General features: G+C 66.6%; 20 protein-coding genes and 1 riboswitch. Of the genes, 8 read left to right on the top strand and 12 right to left on the bottom strand.

Going from position 1 to position 20,059, the window contains the following annotated elements:
- Positions 1–25: 25 nt before the first annotated feature.
- Genes ACFVWT_RS12355 through ACFVWT_RS12345 form a run of 3 tightly spaced genes read right to left on the bottom strand, consistent with a single transcriptional unit; the run spans position 26 to position 1,953 of the window.
- Positions 26–1,234 carry an O-succinylhomoserine sulfhydrylase gene (locus ACFVWT_RS12355; protein WP_390248097.1) on the bottom strand — a complete coding sequence of 403 codons (1,209 nt, stop codon included), beginning with the start codon at positions 1,232–1,234 and terminating at the stop codon, positions 26–28.
- Positions 1,235–1,645, bottom strand: coding sequence for a rhodanese-like domain-containing protein (locus ACFVWT_RS12350; protein WP_043485100.1), 411 nt, complete (start codon positions 1,643–1,645; stop codon positions 1,235–1,237).
- Positions 1,642–1,953: a DUF1737 domain-containing protein gene (locus ACFVWT_RS12345; RefSeq protein WP_390248208.1), complete on the bottom strand. Its 312-nt coding sequence runs from the start codon at positions 1,951–1,953 to the stop codon at positions 1,642–1,644. The genes ACFVWT_RS12350 and ACFVWT_RS12345 overlap by 4 nt, the downstream gene beginning before the upstream one ends.
- Positions 1,954–1,987: 34 nt before the next feature.
- Positions 1,988–2,100: riboswitch (SAM riboswitch) on the bottom strand.
- A 232-nt stretch (positions 2,101–2,332) separates the two neighbouring features.
- Here ACFVWT_RS12345 and ACFVWT_RS12340 point away from each other — a divergent pair.
- From ACFVWT_RS12340 to ACFVWT_RS12320, 5 genes are all read left to right on the top strand, one after another.
- On the top strand, positions 2,333–3,628 hold the full coding sequence (locus ACFVWT_RS12340; protein WP_390248096.1) for an NtaA/DmoA family FMN-dependent monooxygenase: 1,296 nt from the start codon (positions 2,333–2,335) through the stop codon (positions 3,626–3,628).
- A 4-nt stretch (positions 3,629–3,632) separates the two neighbouring features.
- Positions 3,633–5,246: an aromatic amino acid ammonia-lyase gene (locus ACFVWT_RS12335; RefSeq protein WP_390248095.1), complete on the top strand. Its 1,614-nt coding sequence runs from the start codon at positions 3,633–3,635 to the stop codon at positions 5,244–5,246.
- Positions 5,243–6,268 carry a PLP-dependent cysteine synthase family protein gene (locus ACFVWT_RS12330; RefSeq protein WP_390248206.1) on the top strand — a complete coding sequence of 342 codons (1,026 nt, stop codon included), beginning with the start codon at positions 5,243–5,245 and terminating at the stop codon, positions 6,266–6,268. Before ACFVWT_RS12335 ends, ACFVWT_RS12330 begins: the two co-directional genes overlap by 4 nt.
- A gap of 253 nt (positions 6,269–6,521) precedes the next feature.
- Entirely contained in the window at positions 6,522–7,562 is a 1,041-nt protein-coding gene (locus ACFVWT_RS12325) for an EAL domain-containing protein (RefSeq protein WP_390248094.1), read from the top strand.
- Positions 7,563–7,698: 136 nt separating this feature from the next.
- Complete coding sequence (locus ACFVWT_RS12320; protein ID WP_390248093.1) at positions 7,699–8,313, top strand: DinB family protein; 615 nt, start codon at positions 7,699–7,701, stop codon at positions 8,311–8,313.
- Between the two features lie 91 nt (positions 8,314–8,404).
- On the opposite strand, the gene ACFVWT_RS12315 is transcribed toward ACFVWT_RS12320, so the two are convergent.
- The gene (locus tag ACFVWT_RS12315) at positions 8,405–9,349 is read right to left on the bottom strand and encodes an aminodeoxychorismate lyase (RefSeq protein WP_390248092.1); all 945 of its coding nucleotides are present in this window, start codon (positions 9,347–9,349) and stop codon (positions 8,405–8,407) included.
- 105 nt (positions 9,350–9,454) lie between these two features.
- Here ACFVWT_RS12315 and cls point away from each other — a divergent pair, with 105 nt between their 5' ends.
- Positions 9,455–10,930 (top strand): cardiolipin synthase, encoded by a 1,476-nt coding sequence (gene cls / locus ACFVWT_RS12310; RefSeq protein WP_390248091.1) that lies wholly within the window; start codon positions 9,455–9,457, stop codon positions 10,928–10,930.
- Between the two features lie 19 nt (positions 10,931–10,949).
- On the opposite strand, the gene pabB is transcribed toward cls, so the two are convergent.
- Both pabB and ACFVWT_RS12300 read right to left on the bottom strand, forming a co-directional pair.
- Complete coding sequence (gene pabB / locus ACFVWT_RS12305; RefSeq protein ID WP_390248090.1) at positions 10,950–13,028, bottom strand: aminodeoxychorismate synthase component I; 2,079 nt, start codon at positions 13,026–13,028, stop codon at positions 10,950–10,952.
- Positions 13,025–13,573 carry a low molecular weight protein-tyrosine-phosphatase gene (locus tag ACFVWT_RS12300; RefSeq protein ID WP_390248089.1) on the bottom strand — a complete coding sequence of 183 codons (549 nt, stop codon included), beginning with the start codon at positions 13,571–13,573 and terminating at the stop codon, positions 13,025–13,027. Before ACFVWT_RS12300 ends, pabB begins: the two co-directional genes overlap by 4 nt.
- A gap of 160 nt (positions 13,574–13,733) precedes the next feature.
- Here ACFVWT_RS12300 and ACFVWT_RS12295 point away from each other — a divergent pair, with 160 nt between their 5' ends.
- Positions 13,734–14,084 (top strand): hypothetical protein, encoded by a 351-nt coding sequence (locus ACFVWT_RS12295; protein WP_390248088.1) that lies wholly within the window; start codon positions 13,734–13,736, stop codon positions 14,082–14,084.
- A 10-nt stretch (positions 14,085–14,094) separates the two neighbouring features.
- On the opposite strand, the gene ACFVWT_RS12290 is transcribed toward ACFVWT_RS12295, so the two are convergent.
- From ACFVWT_RS12290 to ACFVWT_RS12265, 6 genes are all read right to left on the bottom strand, one after another.
- Positions 14,095–14,475 carry a hypothetical protein gene (locus ACFVWT_RS12290; protein WP_390248087.1) on the bottom strand — a complete coding sequence of 127 codons (381 nt, stop codon included), beginning with the start codon at positions 14,473–14,475 and terminating at the stop codon, positions 14,095–14,097.
- 8 nt (positions 14,476–14,483) lie between these two features.
- Positions 14,484–16,088 carry a radical SAM protein gene (locus ACFVWT_RS12285; protein ID WP_390248086.1) on the bottom strand — a complete coding sequence of 535 codons (1,605 nt, stop codon included), beginning with the start codon at positions 16,086–16,088 and terminating at the stop codon, positions 14,484–14,486.
- A 2-nt stretch (positions 16,089–16,090) separates the two neighbouring features.
- On the bottom strand, positions 16,091–16,360 hold the full coding sequence (locus ACFVWT_RS12280; RefSeq protein ID WP_390248085.1) for a hypothetical protein: 270 nt from the start codon (positions 16,358–16,360) through the stop codon (positions 16,091–16,093).
- A 119-nt stretch (positions 16,361–16,479) separates the two neighbouring features.
- Positions 16,480–17,238, bottom strand: coding sequence for a prolipoprotein diacylglyceryl transferase (locus ACFVWT_RS12275; RefSeq protein ID WP_390248084.1), 759 nt, complete (start codon positions 17,236–17,238; stop codon positions 16,480–16,482).
- A gap of 23 nt (positions 17,239–17,261) precedes the next feature.
- Complete coding sequence (locus ACFVWT_RS12270) at positions 17,262–18,578, bottom strand: Y-family DNA polymerase (protein WP_390248083.1); 1,317 nt, start codon at positions 18,576–18,578, stop codon at positions 17,262–17,264.
- Entirely contained in the window at positions 18,571–19,002 is a 432-nt protein-coding gene (locus tag ACFVWT_RS12265; RefSeq protein ID WP_390248082.1) for a LexA family protein, read from the bottom strand. The genes ACFVWT_RS12270 and ACFVWT_RS12265 overlap by 8 nt, the downstream gene beginning before the upstream one ends.
- A 184-nt stretch (positions 19,003–19,186) precedes the next feature.
- Between ACFVWT_RS12265 and ACFVWT_RS12260 the strand changes: the two genes are divergently transcribed.
- Positions 19,187–19,936, top strand: a complete 750-nt coding sequence (locus tag ACFVWT_RS12260) for a class I SAM-dependent methyltransferase (protein WP_390248081.1) — start codon at positions 19,187–19,189, stop codon at positions 19,934–19,936.
- Positions 19,937–20,059: the final 123 nt, after the last annotated feature.

Below are 20,059 nucleotides of genomic sequence, written 5' to 3'. Positions count from 1 at the left end.
GCAGGAAGAAACAGGTAGCCGTCCCTCAGATCTGCTTGAGCGCCTGCTCCAGGTCGCGCATGAGGTCGTCAACATCCTCGAGTCCCACGGACAGCCGGACCACGCCGTCGCTCAACCCGATCGCCGCGCGGCCCTCCGGCCCCATGGCGCGGTGCGTCGTGGTGGCCGGGTGGGTGATGAGCGTCTTGGCATCGCCAAGGTTGTTGGAAATGTCGATGATCCGCAGCGCGTCCAGCAGCGCAAAGGCTGCTTCCTTCGCGCTCCGGCCCCCTGAGGGCGAAAGCTCCAGCGTCAGCACGGTGCCGCCGGCCTTCATCTGCTTGGCCGCCAGCTCATACTGCGGGTGGGACTTCAGCAGCGGGTACTTGACCCAGCTGACCGCCGGCTGGTTCTCCAGCCATTCGGCCAGGCGGAGCGCGGAGGCCGAGGAATGGTTGACGCGCAGCGCCATGGTTTCCAAGCCCTTCGTCAGCACCCAGGCGTTGAAGGCGGAAAGCGCAGGCCCGGTGTGGCGCATCAGCTGCTTGACCGGGCCTTCGATGAACTCCTTGGTGCCGAGGATGGCGCCGCCCAGGACGCGGCCCTGGCCGTCGATGTGCTTGGTGCCGGAGTACACAATCACATCCGCGCCGAGCTCGCCGCAGCGCTGCAGCAGCGGAGTGGCAAAGACGTTGTCGACGACGACGGTCGCCCCTGCCGCGTGCGCCAGTTCGCTGACCGCGGCGATGTCCACGATTTCCTGCATCGGGTTGGACGGCGACTCGAAGAAGACCGCCGTCGTCGGCTCCGAAAGGGCGGCGCGCCACTGTTCCAGGTCCGGGCCGTCCACAAACACCGTTTCGACGCCCCACCGGGGCAGGATCTCGTTCAGGATCACAAAGCAGGAGCCGAACAGTGAGCGGGCAGCAACCACCCGGTCGCCGGCAGCCAGCAGGGCACCCAGCGCCGTGAAGACGGCGGACATGCCGGACGCCGTCGCAAAGCACGCTTCCGTGCCTTCAAGCAGCCGGAGGCGTTCCTGGAAGGTGGCGACGGACGGGTTGCCGTAGCGGGAGTAGACAAACCGTTCGTCCTCGCCGGTGAATGCCCGCTCGGCAGCTGCCGCGGATTCGTAGACGAACCCCGAGTTGAGGAAGATCGGCTCGGCGGTTTCCTGGAAATTGGTGCGGTCAAGTCCGCCGCGGACAGCCTGGGTGTCGGGGCTCCAGCCGGCGGCGTCGGGATTGAAGGTCACTTAGTTCTTTCCGAGGTTGGTGGGCAGGCCGCGGTTCTTCCAGCCGTTGACGGTGCGTTCGCCGAAACGGTCCGGTTCCCCTTCAAAGCCTTCGAGGACGTTGTATGCGGTGAACCCGGCCCGCGTGGCGGCGATTGCCGCGGCGACGGACCGTACGCCGGAACGGCAGAGGAACACCAGTTCGACGCCGGAGTCCTCGGGGGCCTGCTGCTTCAGCTGGTCGACAAAATCCGGGTTGGGGATGCCGCCGGGGAAGGTCCACTGGATGAAGAGGGGATCGTTGTCCGTGGCCTTGGTGTCCGGGATGCCAATGTGCGCCCACTCGCCCTCGGTGCGGACATCCACCAGGACGGCGCCCTGCTCCAGTTTGGCCCAGGCGTCCTGCGGGCTCAGGTCTCCGGCGTAGCTCATGCGTGGCCCTCGAAGCCTTCGCCCGGGAAATCGGCGTCGAACTCAAGTTCGTCCACTGCGGTTGCCACTGCAGCGTCCGAACTGGCGACGGCCGCTGGCAGGATCACGGCCTGGGCCACGATCACGCTGGTGCCGTTGAAGGTTGCCGCCGGGCCTCCGTGCAGGACATAGCCATCGGCAAGGGCCGCGGAGATGCGCTCGCAGAAGGAGCGGTCGTCGGGGCCGGTGATGAGCCGGTAGGCCAGCTTTTCCTGCGGCAGGGCCGGTTGTTCCTGGTCAGCGGCGGCCGGGTTGGCGGCCGGGGCCAGCGGTGCGGGTGCGTCGGACACGACGGATCTCCTTCTCTCACGCTTGCAGCTCGAATATCGATATGCCGAGTATTCACCTGAGGCACCCCGCCGCGGAAGGAGGGTTGCCGACCGGCCAGTCAGGGCTTGGCGCCGGTTCTCATTACTCCCCAAAAACGTAACACTTACGACGGCGGCCCGCACCGCCGTCGTCGTCATCTTCCGTAACGGGACACAGCCGAAAGCGGCGCCGCCTCCGCGTTTCCGGTGCCCCGTGAGTGACCCCATATTGCGGTTACAAAAGTCCATGCCGGGAGGATAATGACGGGAGATGAACCGCCGTAACGCCGGATGAAATCAGGCAGCTATGAACGAATCGAACCGGAATACAGTCAGTCCCATGCTGCACTTCGGTTGGTTCGTGGGTCACGGTTTCGGCGTTCAGGGCTGGGGCACGCCGGGGTACGGCATCGGGTACGACTGGAAGAAACCCGCCGTTTACCAGCACGCCGTGCGGGAATTCGAACGTGCGGGGCTGGACCTGTTCATCATCGAGGATTCCCTCACGGTGCCGGACACCTACGGCGGGACCGCTGAAGTGTCGCTGGCGCAGGCGTCCTTCGCGCCCAAACACGATCCGCTGGCCCTGGTGCCCTACCTGCTCTCCGCCACGGAACACCTGGGCATTGTTCCCACGGTGAGCGCGTCCTTCTACCCGCCGTTCACCGCGGCCCGCCTGCTGGCCACCCTGCAGCACTTCTCCAACGGCCAGCTGGGCTGGAACGTGGTGACCTCCGGCAGCGACCTGGCCGCGCAGAACTACGGGCTGGACCAGCAGATCGAGCATGACCTCCGCTACGAAAAAGCGGAGGAATTCGTGGAGGTGGTGCGCAAGCTCTGGCACAGCTGGGATCCGGACGCCATCGTCGAGGATGCGGACGCCGGGATCTTCGCGGACCATACGAAGGTTCACCCGATCAACCACAACGGCCGCTTCTTCAAGGTCCGGGGCCCGCTCAACACCGCGCCGCTGCCTGAGGAACCCGTCCTGGTTCAGGCCGGGGCGTCCCCGCGGGGCAAGGCATTCGCGGGCGGCAACGCCGACGTCGCGATCGGCCTGGCCAGGGGAGCGGACGGCATGAAGGCCTACCGCGATTCGATCCGGGCCGAGGCGGCGGCGGCAGGGCGGAACCCCGACGACGTCAAGGTGCTGTATGTCCTCAAGCCCGCCGTGGTGGGCTCCCGCGCCGAAGCCGACGAGCTCCGGGAGCAGCGCCGGGAACTGACGCAGCGCGACATCGACAGCCAGCTGAACTCCATCTCCTACCTTTCCGTGATCGACTTCAAACAGTTCGACCTCGACGCCACCCTCCCTGAGCTCACCACGAACAGCAACCAGGGCACCCTGGACCATTTCGCCAAGGCGGGCCCTCCCGGGTCCACGCTGCGCCAGCTCCTGCAGGCCCGCAGCGGCGGCGCGGGGGACAGCATCATCGGCACGGTCGAGGAGATCGCCGACTACCTTGAGGAAACCGGCGTCCGGGTGGGCGGGGACGGCTTCCTGTTCTCCGGCTTCGTTGATCCGGCCACGGTTCACGGCGTGCTGGACCGGCTGGCCCCGGTGCTGCGGCGCCGCGGGCTGCTCCGGACAAGCTATGGCGACGGCGGCTTCCGCCGGAACCTGCTGGACTTCTAGTGCCATGGGCGACGGCAGCGGCACCTTCCTGATCGGCACGGCGCACCTGCGCGCCAGGGACATCGCTGAAGCCGCGGCCGATCCGGCCGTGAAGTTCGTCCTGAGCGTGGACGCCCAGGAGCTGATCGGGCTCTCGCGTGAGGTGGTGCAGCAGGCCATCGATTCCGGCCACCGCGTCTACGGACTCAACACTTTGCTCGGCTCCGGGCGCGACACCGCTGTGGAGGAGACGTCGATCCTCGCCTACCAGGTGCAGGTGGTGCGGTACCACAACAGCGGCGTGGGGGACCTGCTGGGCGCTGATGAGGTCCGGGCAGTGATTCTGGCACGGCTGGTGGGCTTCAGCCGCGGCGGCTCCGGAGTCCGGCCGGAAACAGCCCGCTTCTATGCCGACATGCTCAACCGGGGCGTGGTCCCCGCCATCCCGCGCGAAGGATCCGTAGGGTCCGCCGACCTCACCCAGCTGGCCGCGGTGGCCGCCGTCGCCATCGGGGAGGGCCAGGCCGTGGGGTCGGACGGGCAGCTGGTGCCCGGCGGCCAGGCGCTGGCCGACGCCGGGCTGGCTCCGCTGGAACTGGCGCCCGGCGAAGCCCTGGCCCTGGTCAGCTCCAACTCCTATTCCATCGGCGTCGGCGCGCTGGTCCTGCACCGCATCCTGCGGCTCGCCGACCTTGCGGACACGGCGCTCGCGCTGTCGCTTGAGGCGACCGCAAGGCACGACGGCGGCGGCAACCTCAGCCCGTTTTCACCGGCTGTGCAGGCTGCCAAAGCCGTGCACGGGCAAGCGGTCACAGCGGCCCATGTGTTGCGGCTCCTCGAGGGCGGGTGGCTGGAGGACTCGGAGCGGGAGGTTTCGGTGCAGGACGCCCTTTCCTTCCGGGCGGCACCCCAGACCCACGGCGCCGTCCGGTGCCAGATCACTGCCCTGGAAGATGCCTTGGAAGTGGAGCTGAACGGTCGGGGTGACAACCCCCTCACAGACATCGGCTCCGGGCGGATGGTTTCCGGCGGCAACTTCCAGCCCATGCAGCTGGCCCTGGCCTTCGAGGCGCTGCGCCTGGGACTGGCCCACCTCGGGATCAGCAGCGAACGCCGGATCGCCAAGCTCTACCCCCCGCAGCGGCGGATCCGCCAGCGGCACCTCGAAGCTGCCACGAACGGAGCGCCGCTGGAGCCGGAAGAGCTGCCCGGGCTGCTCTGGTATTCGGCCGCCGGCCTGCTGTCCGAGCTCAAATTCCTGGCGGCGCCGGCAACACTCGGTGCGCCCACGCTGTCCGCCGACGTCGAAGATCACTCCACGCTGGCGCCGCTGGCACTCCAGCAGCTGGAGCGTTCCGTCGATGCTGCCGGGAAGCTGCTCGCCATCGAGGCGCTGACAGCGGCGTACCTGCTGGGCGGGGCGGAAGCGCGGGCGGTGCGACCGCTGGGACAAGGGACGGCCGCCGTCGTCGACAGCCTTTCCGGCCTGCTGGCCCGGCACCTGCCGGCCGCGGCGCTCGTGGACGAGGCGCGCGCTGAGCTGGACGTCCTCCTCGGCAGCGGCCTAAACAGTGCCCTGATCGGCGGCCCGGGACCCCATGCCGCCGGCAGCACAGAAAGGCAGCGATGGGCACCATGACGGGCAGGCACGCGGTCCGGGAGGCTGATGTTGCGGCAGATGCCGGCGCCGTCCTGGCACAGGTGGGAAACACTCCGCTGGTGCCGCTGGACGTCCTTGGCAAGGGCTTGGGCAGTACGGTGTACGTCAAGCTCGAATCCGACAACCCCGGCGGCTCCATCAAGGACCGGACAGCACTGAGCATGGTCCGCGCGGCTGAGCGCAGCGGTGAGCTCCGGCCGGGGGCAACCATTGTGGAGAGCACTTCCGGGAACACCGGGATCGGGCTGGCGCTGATCGGTGCCCTCACCGGACACCCCGTGGTGGTGGTCACCGGGGACACCATCTCATCCGAGAAGCTCGCCGCGCTGCACCGTTATGGCGCCAGGGTGGTGGTGACGGACTGGGCCGCGCCGTCGGAGTCGCCGGAGAACGCACGGGCCGTCGCGGCCCGGATCACGGCAGAAAACCCGGGAGCCTGGCGGCCTCAGCAGTTCGATAATCCGGCCAATCCGCTGGCCCACTACGAAGGGACAGCGCCGGAAATCTGGCAGCAGACGTCCGGGAAAGTGACGCATTTCGTGGCCGGGATCGGCACCGGCGGCACCATCAGCGGCAACGGCCGGTACCTGAAGGAAAAGACCGGCGGCCATGTGGAGGTGATCGCCGCGGACCCTGTTGGTTCCGTGTACAGCGGGGGCCCTCCGGGCGAGATCCTGGTGGACGGCGTGGGCAACTCCTGGCCGGAAGCCGAGTGGCCCAAGATCTTCAATCGCGGCATTGTGGACCGCTTCCTGCGCATCCCCAACAATGAGGTGTACACGACGGAGCACCGGCTGCTGAACGAAGAGGGGCTGTCCCTGGGGCCCTCGTCCGGGCTTGCGGTGGCTGCGGCACTCAGGGTCGCGCGCGCCGCGCCGCACGGCTCTGTGGTGGTGGCAATAGCGCCCGACGCCGGCAGCAACTACCTGAGCAAGGCCTTCAATCCGGTGTGGCTGGCCGATAACCACATCCATCTGGCCGCGGAATTCGTGGAGGATTAGCTCGCGTGCTTAGCATCACGACTCGGACACAGCTAGAGACACATAGCACGGTCTCGTTGTACGCTTTTGAAACGTTCGCGGTTCCCGCATCCTCTAATCAGTGCGCGGTGCAATCATGGACGGGTCCCGGGCTCAGCCGGGACCAGCACTTATAAAGGAATAGCCAATGTCAATGGATGAGACTTCTTTTCCAGCATTGACCGATGGAGAGTCGGCTGCTTTCCGGGGACCGCAGTCGATCCCGCCTTCGGACGTGAGTGATCCGACGATCCGTGGACAGGCGTGGGACATCATCGAGTCGGTACTGGATGACGCCACTCCTCAGAGCGAGTGGGCACGTGAGCAGCTGCGCAGCCGGATGGAATCGCACCCGGGTAATCCTGAACGCGCTCTCCTGGAGCACCTCATGGCCACCCGGAGCATCACGGACGAGCAGTCGGACGACTCCGAGGACGCCCTTCCCAGTCCCGACCTGCCGACTCCCGATGAGGACTACGGCAGTACGGTGCTGTTCACCCGCCGGAGCAGGCGCCGCATCGAGGCGATCCTCGGCGACAGGATGCTCCTCACCGCGTTCCAGCCCATCCACGAACTTCCCAGCCGGAACGTCGTCGGGGTGGAGGCGCTGACGCGTTTCGTCAGCGACGACGGCGCGAGTGCGGATCATTGGTTCAATGAGGCTGCTGCCGTGGGCCTTGGGACGGACCTTGAATTCGCCGCCCTGCAGGCAGCCCTTGTTGCCGCGGAACAGTTGCCGCCCCACGTGTATGTGGCTCTGAACCTGTCGCCAGCTACCTGCCTCGACCCCCGGCTCCGGGCGTTCGTGGAGCAATCCCAACTGGCCGTGGACCGGATCGTCATCGAGTTGACGGAACGGCTTGCCGAGCATGAATACGATCCCGTCGTGGCAGCACTGGCACCCCTTCGGTTGCGCGGACTGCGGCTGGCTGTCGACGGGGCGGGGGCAGGGTTCGGCTCGATGAGCCAGGTCACGCACCTCAGCCCGGACATCATCAAGCTCGACCGTAGCCTCATCGCGGGAATCGACCACGCCGCGGGCCAGAAGACCCTGGGCGCGGCCATGGTGGAGTTTGCCCGGCAAGTCGGCGCGGACCTGGTTGCCGAGGGAATCGAAACCCAGGCCGAGCTCACGGCCGTAATGGACCTGGGGATGGCCTACGGGCAGGGATACCTCCTTGGCCGCCCCTCGGTCCAGCCGCTCGACTGGGCCGCCTGGCGAACCTCTTCCGATCACGAAGCCTCCATTTCAGGGTCCGCCGGCCCCGCCAATTAGACGCTCTCTCAGTTCCTGCCGGTTTTTCCGGGACGCTCTCTCAGTTCCTGCCGGTTTTTCCGGGACGCTCTCTCAGTTGTGGCTGCCTGCAATCCTGCGCAGCACCGTTGAGCGAGGGGTGGGTATAGTGCCCGCTATGGATGACAAGGCAACTCTGCACCGCTACCTGCGCACGCGGCGCGCGGACCTCCTGGCCAAACTCGACGGGCTGGATGAGTACGACGCCCGGAGACCCCTGACGCCGACCGGCACCAACCTGCTGGGCCTCGTGAAGCATGTGGCCAGCGTGGAGCTCGGATACTTCGGCGAGGTCTTCGCGCGCCCGAGTCAGCGGAACTTGCCCTGGGACGCTGAGGACGCGGAACCCGACGCCGACATGTGGGCTGGTCCGGAGGAAACCCGGGAGCAGATCATTGAACTCCATCGGTTCTCCGCCGAGCACAGTGACGCCACGATTGACGCACTGCCGCTGGACGCGCCCGGCGAGGTGCCCTGGTGGCCGGAAGAACGCATGCACGTGACCCTCCACCAGATCCTCGTACACATGTGTGTGGAAACCGCCCAGCACCTGGGCCACGCGGACATCCTCCGCGAGCTCATCGACGGTTCAGCCGGCCAGCGGCCGGGCGACCCGAACCTGACGACGCGCACCCCCGCTGAGTGGGCTGCGCACCGCTCGCGGATCGACGCGGCTGCCCGCACGGCAGCGGATCATGTGAGAGAGCGTTTGGGTAAAACCGGCAGGATGTGAGAGAGCGTTTGGGTAAAACCGGCAGGATGTGAGAGTGCGTTTGGGTAAAACCGGCAGGATGTGAGAGAGCGTTCCGTGGGGGCGGCGGCAGCTATTCGATGGTGGCGAACAGCTCGTTGAGCTCGTCGGTCAGCTGTTTCCGGAGCGCGGGCGTGCCGATTTCCTTGCCGTCGATGTGGTTCACCGGAGCCAGCAGCCGGATACTGGAGATCAGCCACACGGCGTCGGCATCGAAGAGGTCCCTTGGCTCCAGCGGGCCGTAGCCGAGTTCCCAGCCCGCGGCTTTGGCGGCAGCAAAGAGCGCGCCCTGCGACGTTCCCGGGAGGATGCCGCTGTCCAGTTGCGGGGTGATGAGGCGGCGTACCGTGCGGGTGCCGCCGTCGCCGTCGTCGACCGTGTCAAGGTGCGCCAGCAGGACGGTGGACGTGGGGCCTTCGAGGACGCGGCCGTCGGAGGACGTGAAGATGACGTCGTCCGCCCCCTGGTTGTGGGCGTACCGCAGGGCCGCCATGTTCACCGCGTAGGAGAGCGTCTTGGCGCCCAGCAGCAGCCACGGCGCCCGTTCGCCCACTTCACTGTCGTAGCCGCGGTCCAGGAGGATAACGTCGATTCCGGTCTCGCGCTGGCGCCGGCCTGCGGCGGGGACGGGGGAAGCCTGGACCCAGCAGGTGGGGGCCGCTCCGCCCTCGGCGCCGCGGGTGCAGATCAGCTTCACCACCGTCTCGTCTTCCTCCGGTGTGCCGGCGGGATGCTGGGACCGGTATTCGGCCACTGCCGTCGCGATGGCCCGGCGCCAGGTGTCCTCCGCGGGGATGTCCAGCTCCAGCGCGCGGGCCGAACCCTGCAGCCGCCGCAGGTGGGCATCGAGCTTCCTCGGGTTTCCGCCAACGGCCAGCATGGATTCAAAAACGCCGTCTCCGCGCGTGGCACCCTGGTCCGTGGCCATCAGCTGCGGCCGGGAAGCATCGGCGATCCGGCCGTCGTCGAAGCGGGGGTCAAGGAATACTAGAACGGTGGCCGGGGCAGCAGGAGTCATGCCTCAAGCTTAGCCTCGGCACCGCTTCCTCCCCGCGGAGGATAGGCTGTGCTGGACGCCTCTCCGGAACCGGTCCGGCGGGCGAGTAACCGTTGGAGTCTGTCTGTGTTGTGGCCGTTTCCGCTGGTGGGCACCGCGCCTTACTGGCTCGTGCTGGCGTTGAGCATTGTTGACCTGATAATCCGGGTGCTGGCGCTGGGCATCATTCCCGGTAATCGCCGCCCTACCACGGCCATGGCCTGGCTGCTGGGAATCTTCTTTGTGCCCGCTCTCGGCCTGATCCTGTTCCTGCTTTTTGGAAACTTCAAACTCTCCCGGAAACGCCGGGCACAGCAGGATGCCGTGAACAAGCGGGTCCGTGCCGGCACCTCCCAGCTGGCCGCCGTCGAAATCGAATACGACGGCCCGGAATGGGTGGCCTCGGCGGCAGAACTGAACAAGACCCTCGGTTCGCTGCCCATGGTGGACGGCAACAGCGTGGAGCTGCTGCCCGGTTATCCCGACTCCATCAAGGCCATGGCCACCGCAGTGCGCGGCGCGAAGAACTTCGTCAACGCCGAGTTCTACATCATGAGCACGGACCACATCACCGACGACCTGTTCACCGCCCTGGAAGAGGCCGCGGAGCGCGGCGTCCAGGTCCGTGTGCTGTTCGACCACCTGGGCACCCTGCGGATCAAGGGCTACCGCAAGCTCATCGCGCGCCTGAAGGCCAGCAAGATTCAGTGGCGGCCCATGTTGCCGCTGAATCCCGTCCATGGCCAGTGGCGACGGCCCGACCTGCGCAACCACCGCAAGATCATGGTGATCGACGGCGAAATCGCCTTCACGGGCTCGCAGAACCTGATCGAGCCCTCCTACAACAATCCCCGGCACCGCAAGGTGGGGCGCGAGTGGGTGGAGCTCATGGCCTGCCTGCGCGGGCCGATCGTCACCACGCTCAACGTGGTCTTCGCCACCGACTGGCTCAGCGAGACCGACGAGTCCCTGGAGGACCAGCTGGCCCACCAGCCCGAGTCGGCAGCGGGCGCCGTGACCGCCCAGGCCGTCCCCAGCGGCCCCGGCTTCATCACCGAGAACAACCTGCGCCTCTTCAACACCCTCATCTACTCCGCCCAGCACAAGATCTCCATCTGCAGCCCGTACTTCGTCCCCGATGATTCGCTGCTCTATGCGGTGACGACGGCGGCACAACGCGGCGTCGACGTCGAACTTTTCGTCTCGGAAAAGGGGGACCAGTTCCTGGTCCACCACGCTCAGCAGTCCTACTACGAGGCGCTGCTGGAAGCGGGCGTGCGGATCTACCTGTACAAGGCGCCGTTCGTGCTGCACGCGAAGCATTTCACCATCGACGACGAAGTGGCGGTCCTGGGGTCCAGCAATATGGACATGAGGTCCTTCTCGCTCAACCTGGAGGTTTCGGTGATGCTCCTTGGCGCCGACATCGTTGCCAAGATGCGTTCTGTGGAGGACACCTACCGGGGCATCTCCCGCGAGCTGACGCTGGAGGACTGGATGGAGCGGCCCATGGCGGTCAAGTACGTGGACAACGTCGCGCGGCTCACGGCCACCCTGCAGTAGGGACGCGCAGCTGCCGGGGTCAGCTTTCCGGGAAGGCCGCGCCCAGCGCGGAGAGGACTCCGTATGCCTTGGTCCTGATTTCGTCGTATTCCTCCTGCGGCGAGGAATCGGCGGTGATGGCACCGCCGACGCCGAGGCTCAGCTCCGTGCCGCCGGCACCGTCGGCGCGGATCACCAGCGTCCGGATGGCCACGGCTGTGTCCATCGCCCCGCTCAGGGAAAAATAGCCTATGGCGCCCGAATAGACCCCGCGCGGCGCCCCTTCCAGCCGGTCCAGGATGGCCATGGTGCTGATCTTCGGCGCCCCCGTCATGGAGCCCGCGGGAAAACAGGCGGCGACGGCTTCGGCGCGCGGCAGCCCCGGCTTCAGCCTCGCATCTATGGTGCTGACCATCTGGTGGACCGTGGCATAGCTTTCGATCGCGCAGAGCCTGCTGACGGTGACTGAACCTGCCGCGGCGAAGTGGCTGAGGTCGTTGCGGAGCAGGTCCACGATCATGATGTTCTCGGCCCGGTCCTTGGGGGAGGACTCCAGGTCCTCGCGCAGTTCCTGGTCCCGGACCGGTTCCTCGGCCCGGGGGCGGGTGCCCTTGATCGGCTCGGCGCGCATGGCGCCGTCGGCCGCTATCCGCAGGAAACGCTCCGGCGACGTGCTGGCCACGGTGAGCCCGCCGAACCGCAGATAGCTGGCGAACGGTGCCGGATTCTTCCGGCGCAGCGCCAGATAGGTGCGCCAGGGGTCCACCCCGTCCGGGCCGGCCGGCACCGCCGCGCTGACGGCCGTGGTGAGGCACACCTCATACGTGTTCCCCTCGGCAATCTCATGTTGGGCTTCAGCGATCTTCAGCTTGTAGGCCCGCTCGGTGTCACGGCCGGTGAACACGGGGGCGGCCGTTGTTCCGGCTACGACGGCGGTGCCGGCGACGACGGCAGGGTTCGCGCCGTCGCCGGGGCGTGCGGTGGGCGCCTCGGCAGCCGCCGCGACGGCCGAGCGGGCGAGCTCCAGCCACTCCGCGGCGTCGGGGGCCTCCAGGGCGAGGAGCCACACGCTGGCCTCCCGGTGGTCCAGGACCACGGCCCGGCCGGCGAAGATCATGGCGGCATCGGGGATGTCGGACGGGACGTCGCTGCCGCCGGTTTCGCGCTTGAGTTCGTAGCCCAGGTAGCCCAGCCAGCCAAGGGTGAATTCGCACGTGTAGCCCTCTGGTGCCCGGAGCGCCCGGCGCCCCCAGACTCCGTCGAGCCAGCGGAAGAACGGTCCGGCAGTGGCAACCGTGGCGGTGCCGGTGGTCAGCCGGGTCAGGCCGGAACGGTGACGGACGTCCTGGCCGAAGCTCCCGCCGTCGTCCGCCAGGATGCTGAAGCGGCTGCGCTCGGCAGCCGTTCCCTCCGTTCGAAGCGAGGAGTCCAGCCATACGGCATTCGGCGAGCCGCCGTAGAGGGCGTCAAAGAGCCGGGCGGCGTCGGGAACGCCGTCCAGCCGCTCGGCATGGAGCTGGAGGCCGCGGCGGGCCGAGAGTTCGGGCAGCAGCACGGCCGCAAGGGCGGGAAGGTACTGGAGGGCCCGGAGGACATCATCCGGGGCCGTACCGTCGGCCCGGTTGAGGACCCGGATGTCGGCATGGTCCTGCACCGGGTCCGTTGCCAGCCACTCATCCTCCTGAGCTGCCCACTGGTCCCAAAACGGTTCGTAGGTGCTGCCGTCGCGGGCCAGGGCGCGGGTGCGGCGGTCGTCGTCGGAGGACTCCGCCCAGATCACGGCGTCCAGAAGCGGGCGGGCGGAGGCCGCCGCGGCGCCCACACCCTCCACGATCACGATCTCTGCCGGCAGCGTTGTCCGCGCCTGCCCGTCGTAGTGCTTCTCCCAGTCCCAGCTGATCCACTCAGCAGCTTCGCCGCGGCCCAGTGGAGCCAGCACGGTGGTGACGTAGCGTTCGATGCCCGCCGCCAGGCCGTTCCAGCCGGGATAGACGTCCTCGAGGTGGAAGAGCGACACCTTGTGATGCTCGCGGAGCCGCGCGGCAAGCTCGATTGCGAGGGTGGTTTTTCCTGCGCCGGACCGGCCGTCGATGGCAATGATCACGGGTGCAGGGGTCATGAAATAGAGCGTACCTGCTGCGCTGACTGGTTCTGTTGCCGCAGTTCCCGCCGGGCATGGTCCACGATTCCGGGAACAGCCGCCTTGATAAGGTCCCAGGTGACGTCGAAGTCGGCATGGCCGCCGTACCAGGGATCCTCTATGCCCTGGTCCAGGAGGTCCCGGCCGGAGACTGCCGGGTCGAAGCTTCGCAGCATCCGGATCCGGGCCAGGGCCTCCCCGTCGGGGGCCGTGGCCCGGAGCCAGCCGTAATGGTCCACGTCCAGGGCGAGGATCAGGTGGCGGTCACGGAACCATTCGGGACGCCACTCCCGTGCCACGTGCGCATTGGAGGCGAGCTGATGGGCGGCCAGCTTGCGGGCGGCCCGGGGATCGATCGGGCGGCCGGCCTCATAGGCGGTGGTTCCGGCTGAATCCACCACGACGTCGCCGGCGAGCCCCGCTGCTGCGAAGGCCTCGGCCAGCATCAGCTCGGCCATCGGGGACCGGCAGATATTTCCGGTGCACACCGCGATGATCCGGTATGGGCTCGACATTGAGGACATGGAGCAAGCATGGGGGATGGTGCCCCCTCTTGGCTAGTCACGGTCCGTGCGCATTACGTTTCAGTCAATACTGTTTCGGATTCCGTCATATTTCCCGCGGGCACTGCATGGGCGGGAACAGATTGAGTGGCATCTCAGTTATGAGTACTGAGGAAGAAAAATGAGCACTACATGTACTGCACTCGTCATTCCGGCCCGCTTGGGCGATCCCCTAAGGACCGTGGCTTTGGAAGCGACTACCGATACTCTTCGGGAGCTGGTGGGGGGACACCTGGAATCCGTCAGCCGCGGCGACTGGCACGTTTACCTCAACGCCGAAAGCCACCTCATGAACCTGCCGCCGAACATCCGCGCAGCCCAACTCATCCGGGAGGCCGGCCTCGACCTGTCCGATGCTGCCAGGGGTACGGCCGTGTTCCTTGGCAGGACCGAGCGCGGCGGCGAAGCCGACGTCCCGGAGCACCTGCTGCGGCGGGCCGCGGAAATGTTCGGTTCACCGCTGGCTGCCTGACGAGCCGGGTTCAGAAGCCGGCCAGTCGCGCCAGCAGGTCGTACATGCCCCAGAGGCCGGCGCCCAGGAGGAGGCCGAGATAGGCCAGTACAAGCCTGGTGTCGCGCAGGTAGCAGTTCGACTTTGTCAGCCCCTTCCGGCGGGCTTTCCAGTATCCGACGAATCCGATGGCCGCGAACACCGCCAAGGCAACCGGGCCGGCCAGCCAGCCCAGCAGGGCTATTGTGGCGAAGATGCACAGGCGCAGCGGATCGAATGGAGCGCCGGACTGCGGATCCGGGCCGGCGTCCTGCTGGACACCGTGGGCGCCGTGCCGGGTGCCGTGGGCGCGCACCAGTTGCGACGGCAAGGGGCCGGATGCGATGCGCTTCGCGTCGGAATCGGAACTCATCATCCTCCTTAGAGTTGGCGCACCGGGAGCAGCCGCTGGCCTGTAGCAGTGCTCATCCGTTGCCTGGACAGGGACGGCCACGCCTGGACGGCGCAGAACGGAGCGCACTGGTGATCGCCGCCGTCGCTCTTGGTTCCAACGTGCACGCAGCATTGGGTGAGCCGCTCCTCGATCATGGTCGAAATGTCCATAAAGGGCTTGACCATGATCCGCGTGATGCGTTCGCCGAGAAGCCGGCGCAGCCGTTGCTGCTGGCCCGGGAGCTTTCCCGCCGCCAGGGTGGTCAGTGTTCCGATGCCGAGGTCGCACTGGTTGCAGATGTTCTTCCAGAGATCCACTGTTTTCGGGTGGGACAGCGATGACTGTTCGCTCAGCAGGTCGAGCAGCGAGGACTTCATGAGGGTGCGCAGCTCGAGCGGAATAGCGCTGTCGGCGATGCGGTTGGCGATGCTGTCCGGGTTGAGCTCCAGCCAGGCGAGCAGCTGATCGTGCCCGATGAGGGCCGTCAGCGACCGCCAGACCCCGGAGTCATCCTTAAGCATGTAGCCGACGGACGCGCAGTGCGGATGTGAGCACGGCAGGGCTGTCAGGTCGTGCCACGAGACCACCCCGTTGGTTTGCTCCGCCAGCCTTTCGAGCACTCCCGTGTGGGTGAGCCGGTCCAGGGGATCGATGCCGTGTCCGCGGCCGGAGCCGAATACCGGCTGCAGCGCCACTCCTCCCACAAACGGGGTTTCCAGGGCCCGCATGACGACGGCGCCCACCTCGCCGTCGTTGACGCCGAGCGTTGCCGTCATTGTCAGGGTGGTGAAGACGCCCGCCTCGGACAGCCGCGAGATCGCCGCATCCTTGTAGCGGGTCAGATCGCCACCGCGGTGATGGATTGATGCCTCCTTGGAGGGCCCGTCGTGCTGGAGGTAGACCTCCACCCGGTCGCGGTGCTTGGCCAGCAGCGCCAGCAGCTCGTCGTCGGTCGCGATCAGCATGCCGTTGCTGTTCACCATGATCCGGACGATCGGCCGGGCGACCAGCTCCTCCAGAAGTTCGGCGAGGCGGGGGTAGAGCGTGGGCTCGCCGCCGGAGAGCATCAACACGTCAAGCCGCCCGTTCTCCCGGGCAAGCCGTGCATCGATATTCGCGAGCACCTCGGTGAGTGGCGCCACTCCTTGTAATTGCGGGCCGGACGAGGTGAAGCACGTGGGGCAGCGCAGATTGCAGTGCTCGATGATGTCCTGCAGGAGGATGCACGTGTGCTGCGTCTGCATGGCGGGAAGCCCATAGGCGTAAGCCTCGGGTATCGGGCGGAAGTTGTCCGCCTGGTCGGGGACGTGCTGCTTGGTGGGCGCCTGCCATTTCTCCAGGTAGCGAAGGATTTCTGGCGATTCGTCGTACAGCGTGCGCACCAGGCCGTGATCGGGGCAGCCGCGTTCGAGCCACACGCGATCATCACGGATGAGCAGGACCCCGGACAGGCGCCGCACCTGGGCAAGCGGAGGATTGGTCTCATGGCAGCGTGGGCAGAACGCCGTGACATAGCGGTGGATCCGGTCGCCGCGCAACGGCTGGCCGGGACCGGGAAGCGCCCGTCCTGCGGCCAGAGGTGAAGGATTCATATTCAGGCTCCCATCTGGGCGAGGGATCCGACGCAGAGGCCGCCGCCGAAAAGGACAAAAATTCCGAGGCCAATCAGAAGCCCTGCGCCGAAGCGTGACGTCCGGCGCCTCACGGCCAGCAGGATGGCCAGCAGCAAATACACGACGATCGGTATGAATGCAGCCAGCCCGCCGAGGCCGAGGGAGCCAAACGCGTAGGGTCCGACGGCCATAAGGGACCCAACGTAGACGACGTAGAGTGCCAAGGCGCCGAGCACGATCCCGAGCGCCATGGAGCCTCCCGTCGGTTGTTGCACCGAGCCGTGGCCGCCTTGCCGGTCGTGGCCATCCGCGGGTGGGTTCTGAGGTGGGGATGGGGGAGGTTTCCGGGGAATGTCAGGGGTGTCCTCGCTCATGCCACTCTTCCTTTCAGCTCCGGGCGGAGCGGTTTCCCGAACACCCGCCGGATCCGCCAGCCCAGCAGGGGGAGAATCGCCAGCAGGAACCACTGGGGGCGGCTCATTCCCAGCCAGATCACCTCATTGCCACGAACAAACTCCACCCCGAACCTGAACAGCGCATAGGCGGTCACATAACAGATGAAAAGGTCTCCGGGATGCGGGAGGCGGTCGCGAAAACGCCACATGACGGCGAGCGCGGCGGCGTGGAACGCAATCTCGTAGGCAAAGGACGGATGGAGTCCGGCCCCGGCGGGCCCGCCGATCAGCGCAGCCTGCGCGGGGGTGAGCACGATTCCCCAACCGCCGCCGGTCGGAATGCCCGGCAGTTCGGTGAGGAGGCAGCCGACCCGCCCGAGAACCATCGCCAGCGCGACAGCGGGTGCGAGCAGGTCGCCCGTGGACTCTTTGTAGCCTGTCAGCCGTTTGCCCAGATGGACCCCGAACCATGCGCCGACCAGGCCGGCGAGGATGCTGCGGTCGCCGTTGCCCCACCAGTCCGCCAGGGAGACCTGCCGGGAGATATCCCAGGTCAGCACGCGGGATCCGATGGCACCGAATGCCACTGCGAAGCCTGCGATGGGCCACAACCGGGGATCAGTAAGGCCGCGGCGGCCCTTCTCATAGGCGTAAAACAACAGGGCTGCGGCGATTCCCAACCCTGTCAGAACGCCGTGCACAAGCCCATCTCCCGCGAAGGGAAGCCCGATCATGTGCAGAGTGTAACAGCGGGTCCTCAGGCTGCTTTGACCACAGGAAGCTCGTCCCAGTGTGTGGTGTACCTGGGCGAGAGCATGGTGCGCTGCATGGACCAGTCCGGTCCGCCCCGGATTCCCGCATGGCCCAGACCCACGGAGCCGCGCCCGTAGCGGCGGGTGATGTCCTCCAGCAGGGTGCCGATGCCCCGTTCCTCGTGCGGGTTGGCAAATGCCGGCAGCGGCGACTGCCGGCCGGTGGGGCGCAGGTCGGTGACCATGATGCCCGCGCGCACATACTTGGTCCCTTCCTGGATCCGGGGGAGCAGGGCATGCGCGGCCCTGGTCAACAGCACCGGATCCGCGGTGGGCATGGGTAAAGTGACGCAGACTGACGGGTAGGACGTGTCAACCGGGTTGTAGTACGAGGTGCCGGCAAACGCTGTGAGGACCTTGGCCTGCAGGCTGTGCTTGGCCAGGCGGGCGCTGGCTTGCTGGCCATAGACGCTCATGACCTGTCGCAGGTCCGCGGCGGTGGTAATGGGCGTGGAAAAGGATCGGCTGAAGATGAGTTGGTCACGTCCAATGCGTTCTTCCTCCAGGGGGATGCACGCGGTGCCCTGCAGTTCCAGGACCGTGCGCATCAGCACCACCGAGAACCGGTCGCGGATCCGGACGGGATCGGCGCGGGCAAGGTCCAGGATCGAGTGGATGCCCATGCTGTTCAGGCGTTTGGTGAGCCGGGTGGCAACGCCCCAGAGTTCCATGACGGATACCCGGCCCATCAGTGCTTCGCGGGCCGGGGCCGGCATGGAGTCCCAGTGGCACACGCCATTGAGGGCGGGGTTGTTCTTCGCCCATTTGTTGGCCAGCTTAGCGAGGGTCTTGGTGCCGGCAATGCCTACGCAGACCGGCACCCCGACGTTGCGGCGCACAGCCGTCTTGATTGTTTTGCCGAGACGCAGGAGCTCATCCGGGCTGCCTCTGACTCCCAGGAAGGCTTCATCGATGCTGTACACCTCCAACCAGGCCGAGTAGCGCCCCAGAAGCTCCATCACGCGGGCGCTGATGTCCCCGTACAGCTCGTAGTTACTGGACTTGGCCACCAGTCCCCACTCCTTGGCCCGGGGCGCGATCTTGAACCAGGGTTCGCCCACGGGGATGCCTAGGGCCTTGGCTTCGGGGGACCGGGTGACCGCGCAGCCGTCGTTATTCGAGAGGACCACCAGCGGGCGGCCTTCCAGCGAGGGATCGAAGGCGCGCTCAGCCGAGGCGTAGAAGCAATTGACGTCCACCAAGGCGATTTGCCGGACCGAGTCCTGGGCTCGCCTTTCTGGCGCGGCCTGCGTATCAGACATGGTGCAGGCACCGCGTGGCCACGCCCCAGATCACCAGGTCCGCCAACGCCGGGACCCGGATGTCCGGATACCGGGGGTTGTCCGCCTGAAGCACCACTCCCGATGCCGTGACCCTGAGCCGCTTGATGGTCAGTTCGCCGTCGAGCACCGCTATGACGACCGATCCGTCCTTGGGATCCAGGGCCCGGTTCACGATCAGCTCGTCGCCGTCGCTGATCCCGGCGCCTTCCATCGAGTCTCCGGACACCCGCACGATGTACGTGCTGGTGATGTCCTGGATGAGGTGTTCATTGAGGTCGATCCGGCCGTCGAAATAGTCCTGCGCCGGCGACGGGTATCCCGCTGCGACGGGTACCGGAGAGATCAATACCGACAGCAGAGACGTGCCCGCATCTATCACACGGGGACCGATAACAATGCCCACAACACACCCTTATTCGAATATATGTTCGATAGTTTCAGTGTAGACCCAGGCTCGGACATTGGATATTCTCTGCAGAAGTTCCTGGCCCAGGGGTGTCCTGTCAGCGGAAGGGTGGGAAGGCTCTCGCTTGCTAGGATCAGCCCCATTGTCCTGCCCGTGAGGATTCGCCTGAAGGGAAAGAGTAGTGAAGCCCAATCATTATGACGACTTTGCCGAGAACTACTCGGCTGAAAATGAGTCCAGCCTCCTCAATGCCTATTACGAGCGGCCGGCGATGATTGGCCTTGCCGGCGATGTGGCCGGTCACCGCGTCCTCGATGCAGGCTGTGGCTCGGGGCCGCTGTCCGCCGCCTTGGCCGCGAAGGGCGCCATCGTGACCGGCTTCGATTCCAGTCCTGCGATGCTCGAATTGGCAAGGCGGCGTTTGGGTCCGACCGCGGACCTGTGCGTGGCCGACCTCGCCAAGCCGCTCCCTTTCGCCGATGGCTCCTTCGACGACGTTGTCTCGTCCTTGGTCCTGCACTATCTGGAGGACTGGTCGGCACCACTCGCTGAACTGCGGCGCGTACTGAAGCCGGGCGGTCGCCTGATCCTGTCGGTCAACCACCCCACGGTCAGCGTGGTCAACCAGCCAACCGAGGACTACTTCGCCCTCCGGCAGTACTCGGAGGATTACGAGTTCGACGGCGAGCCTGCGGTCCTGACCTTCTGGCACCGACCACTTCACGCGATGATCAGCGCCTTCACATCGGCGGGATACCGCGTAGCCGCCGTGTGCGAACCAGGGCCTTCTCCAGACACGCCGCCCGAACTCCTTCCGCCGCGCATCCTTAGCGGCGAGAGGACAGCCTTCCTTTCCTTCATCTTCTTCGTCCTTGAAGCAGGCACAGTCAAAACTGGACCGCCACGCCCGCTCATCCGAAGCCGGAGCTGAGGCTTTCGGGAAATCCAGCACTGCCGTCTTCGGAGAACATCCCCCGGTGAAGGAGTTCCCCGTTCTCACCCGGCGAAAGACCCCCGCCCGGAAATGTCCGGGCGGGGGTCTTGCGCGGTTGGA

This window comes from Arthrobacter sp. NPDC058288, assembly GCF_042880995.1.
Lineage (GTDB): Bacteria > Actinomycetota > Actinomycetes > Actinomycetales > Micrococcaceae > Arthrobacter.
Note: the sequence above shows the minus strand (reverse complement) of the source record. Positions and strands in the feature narration are given on the sequence as shown.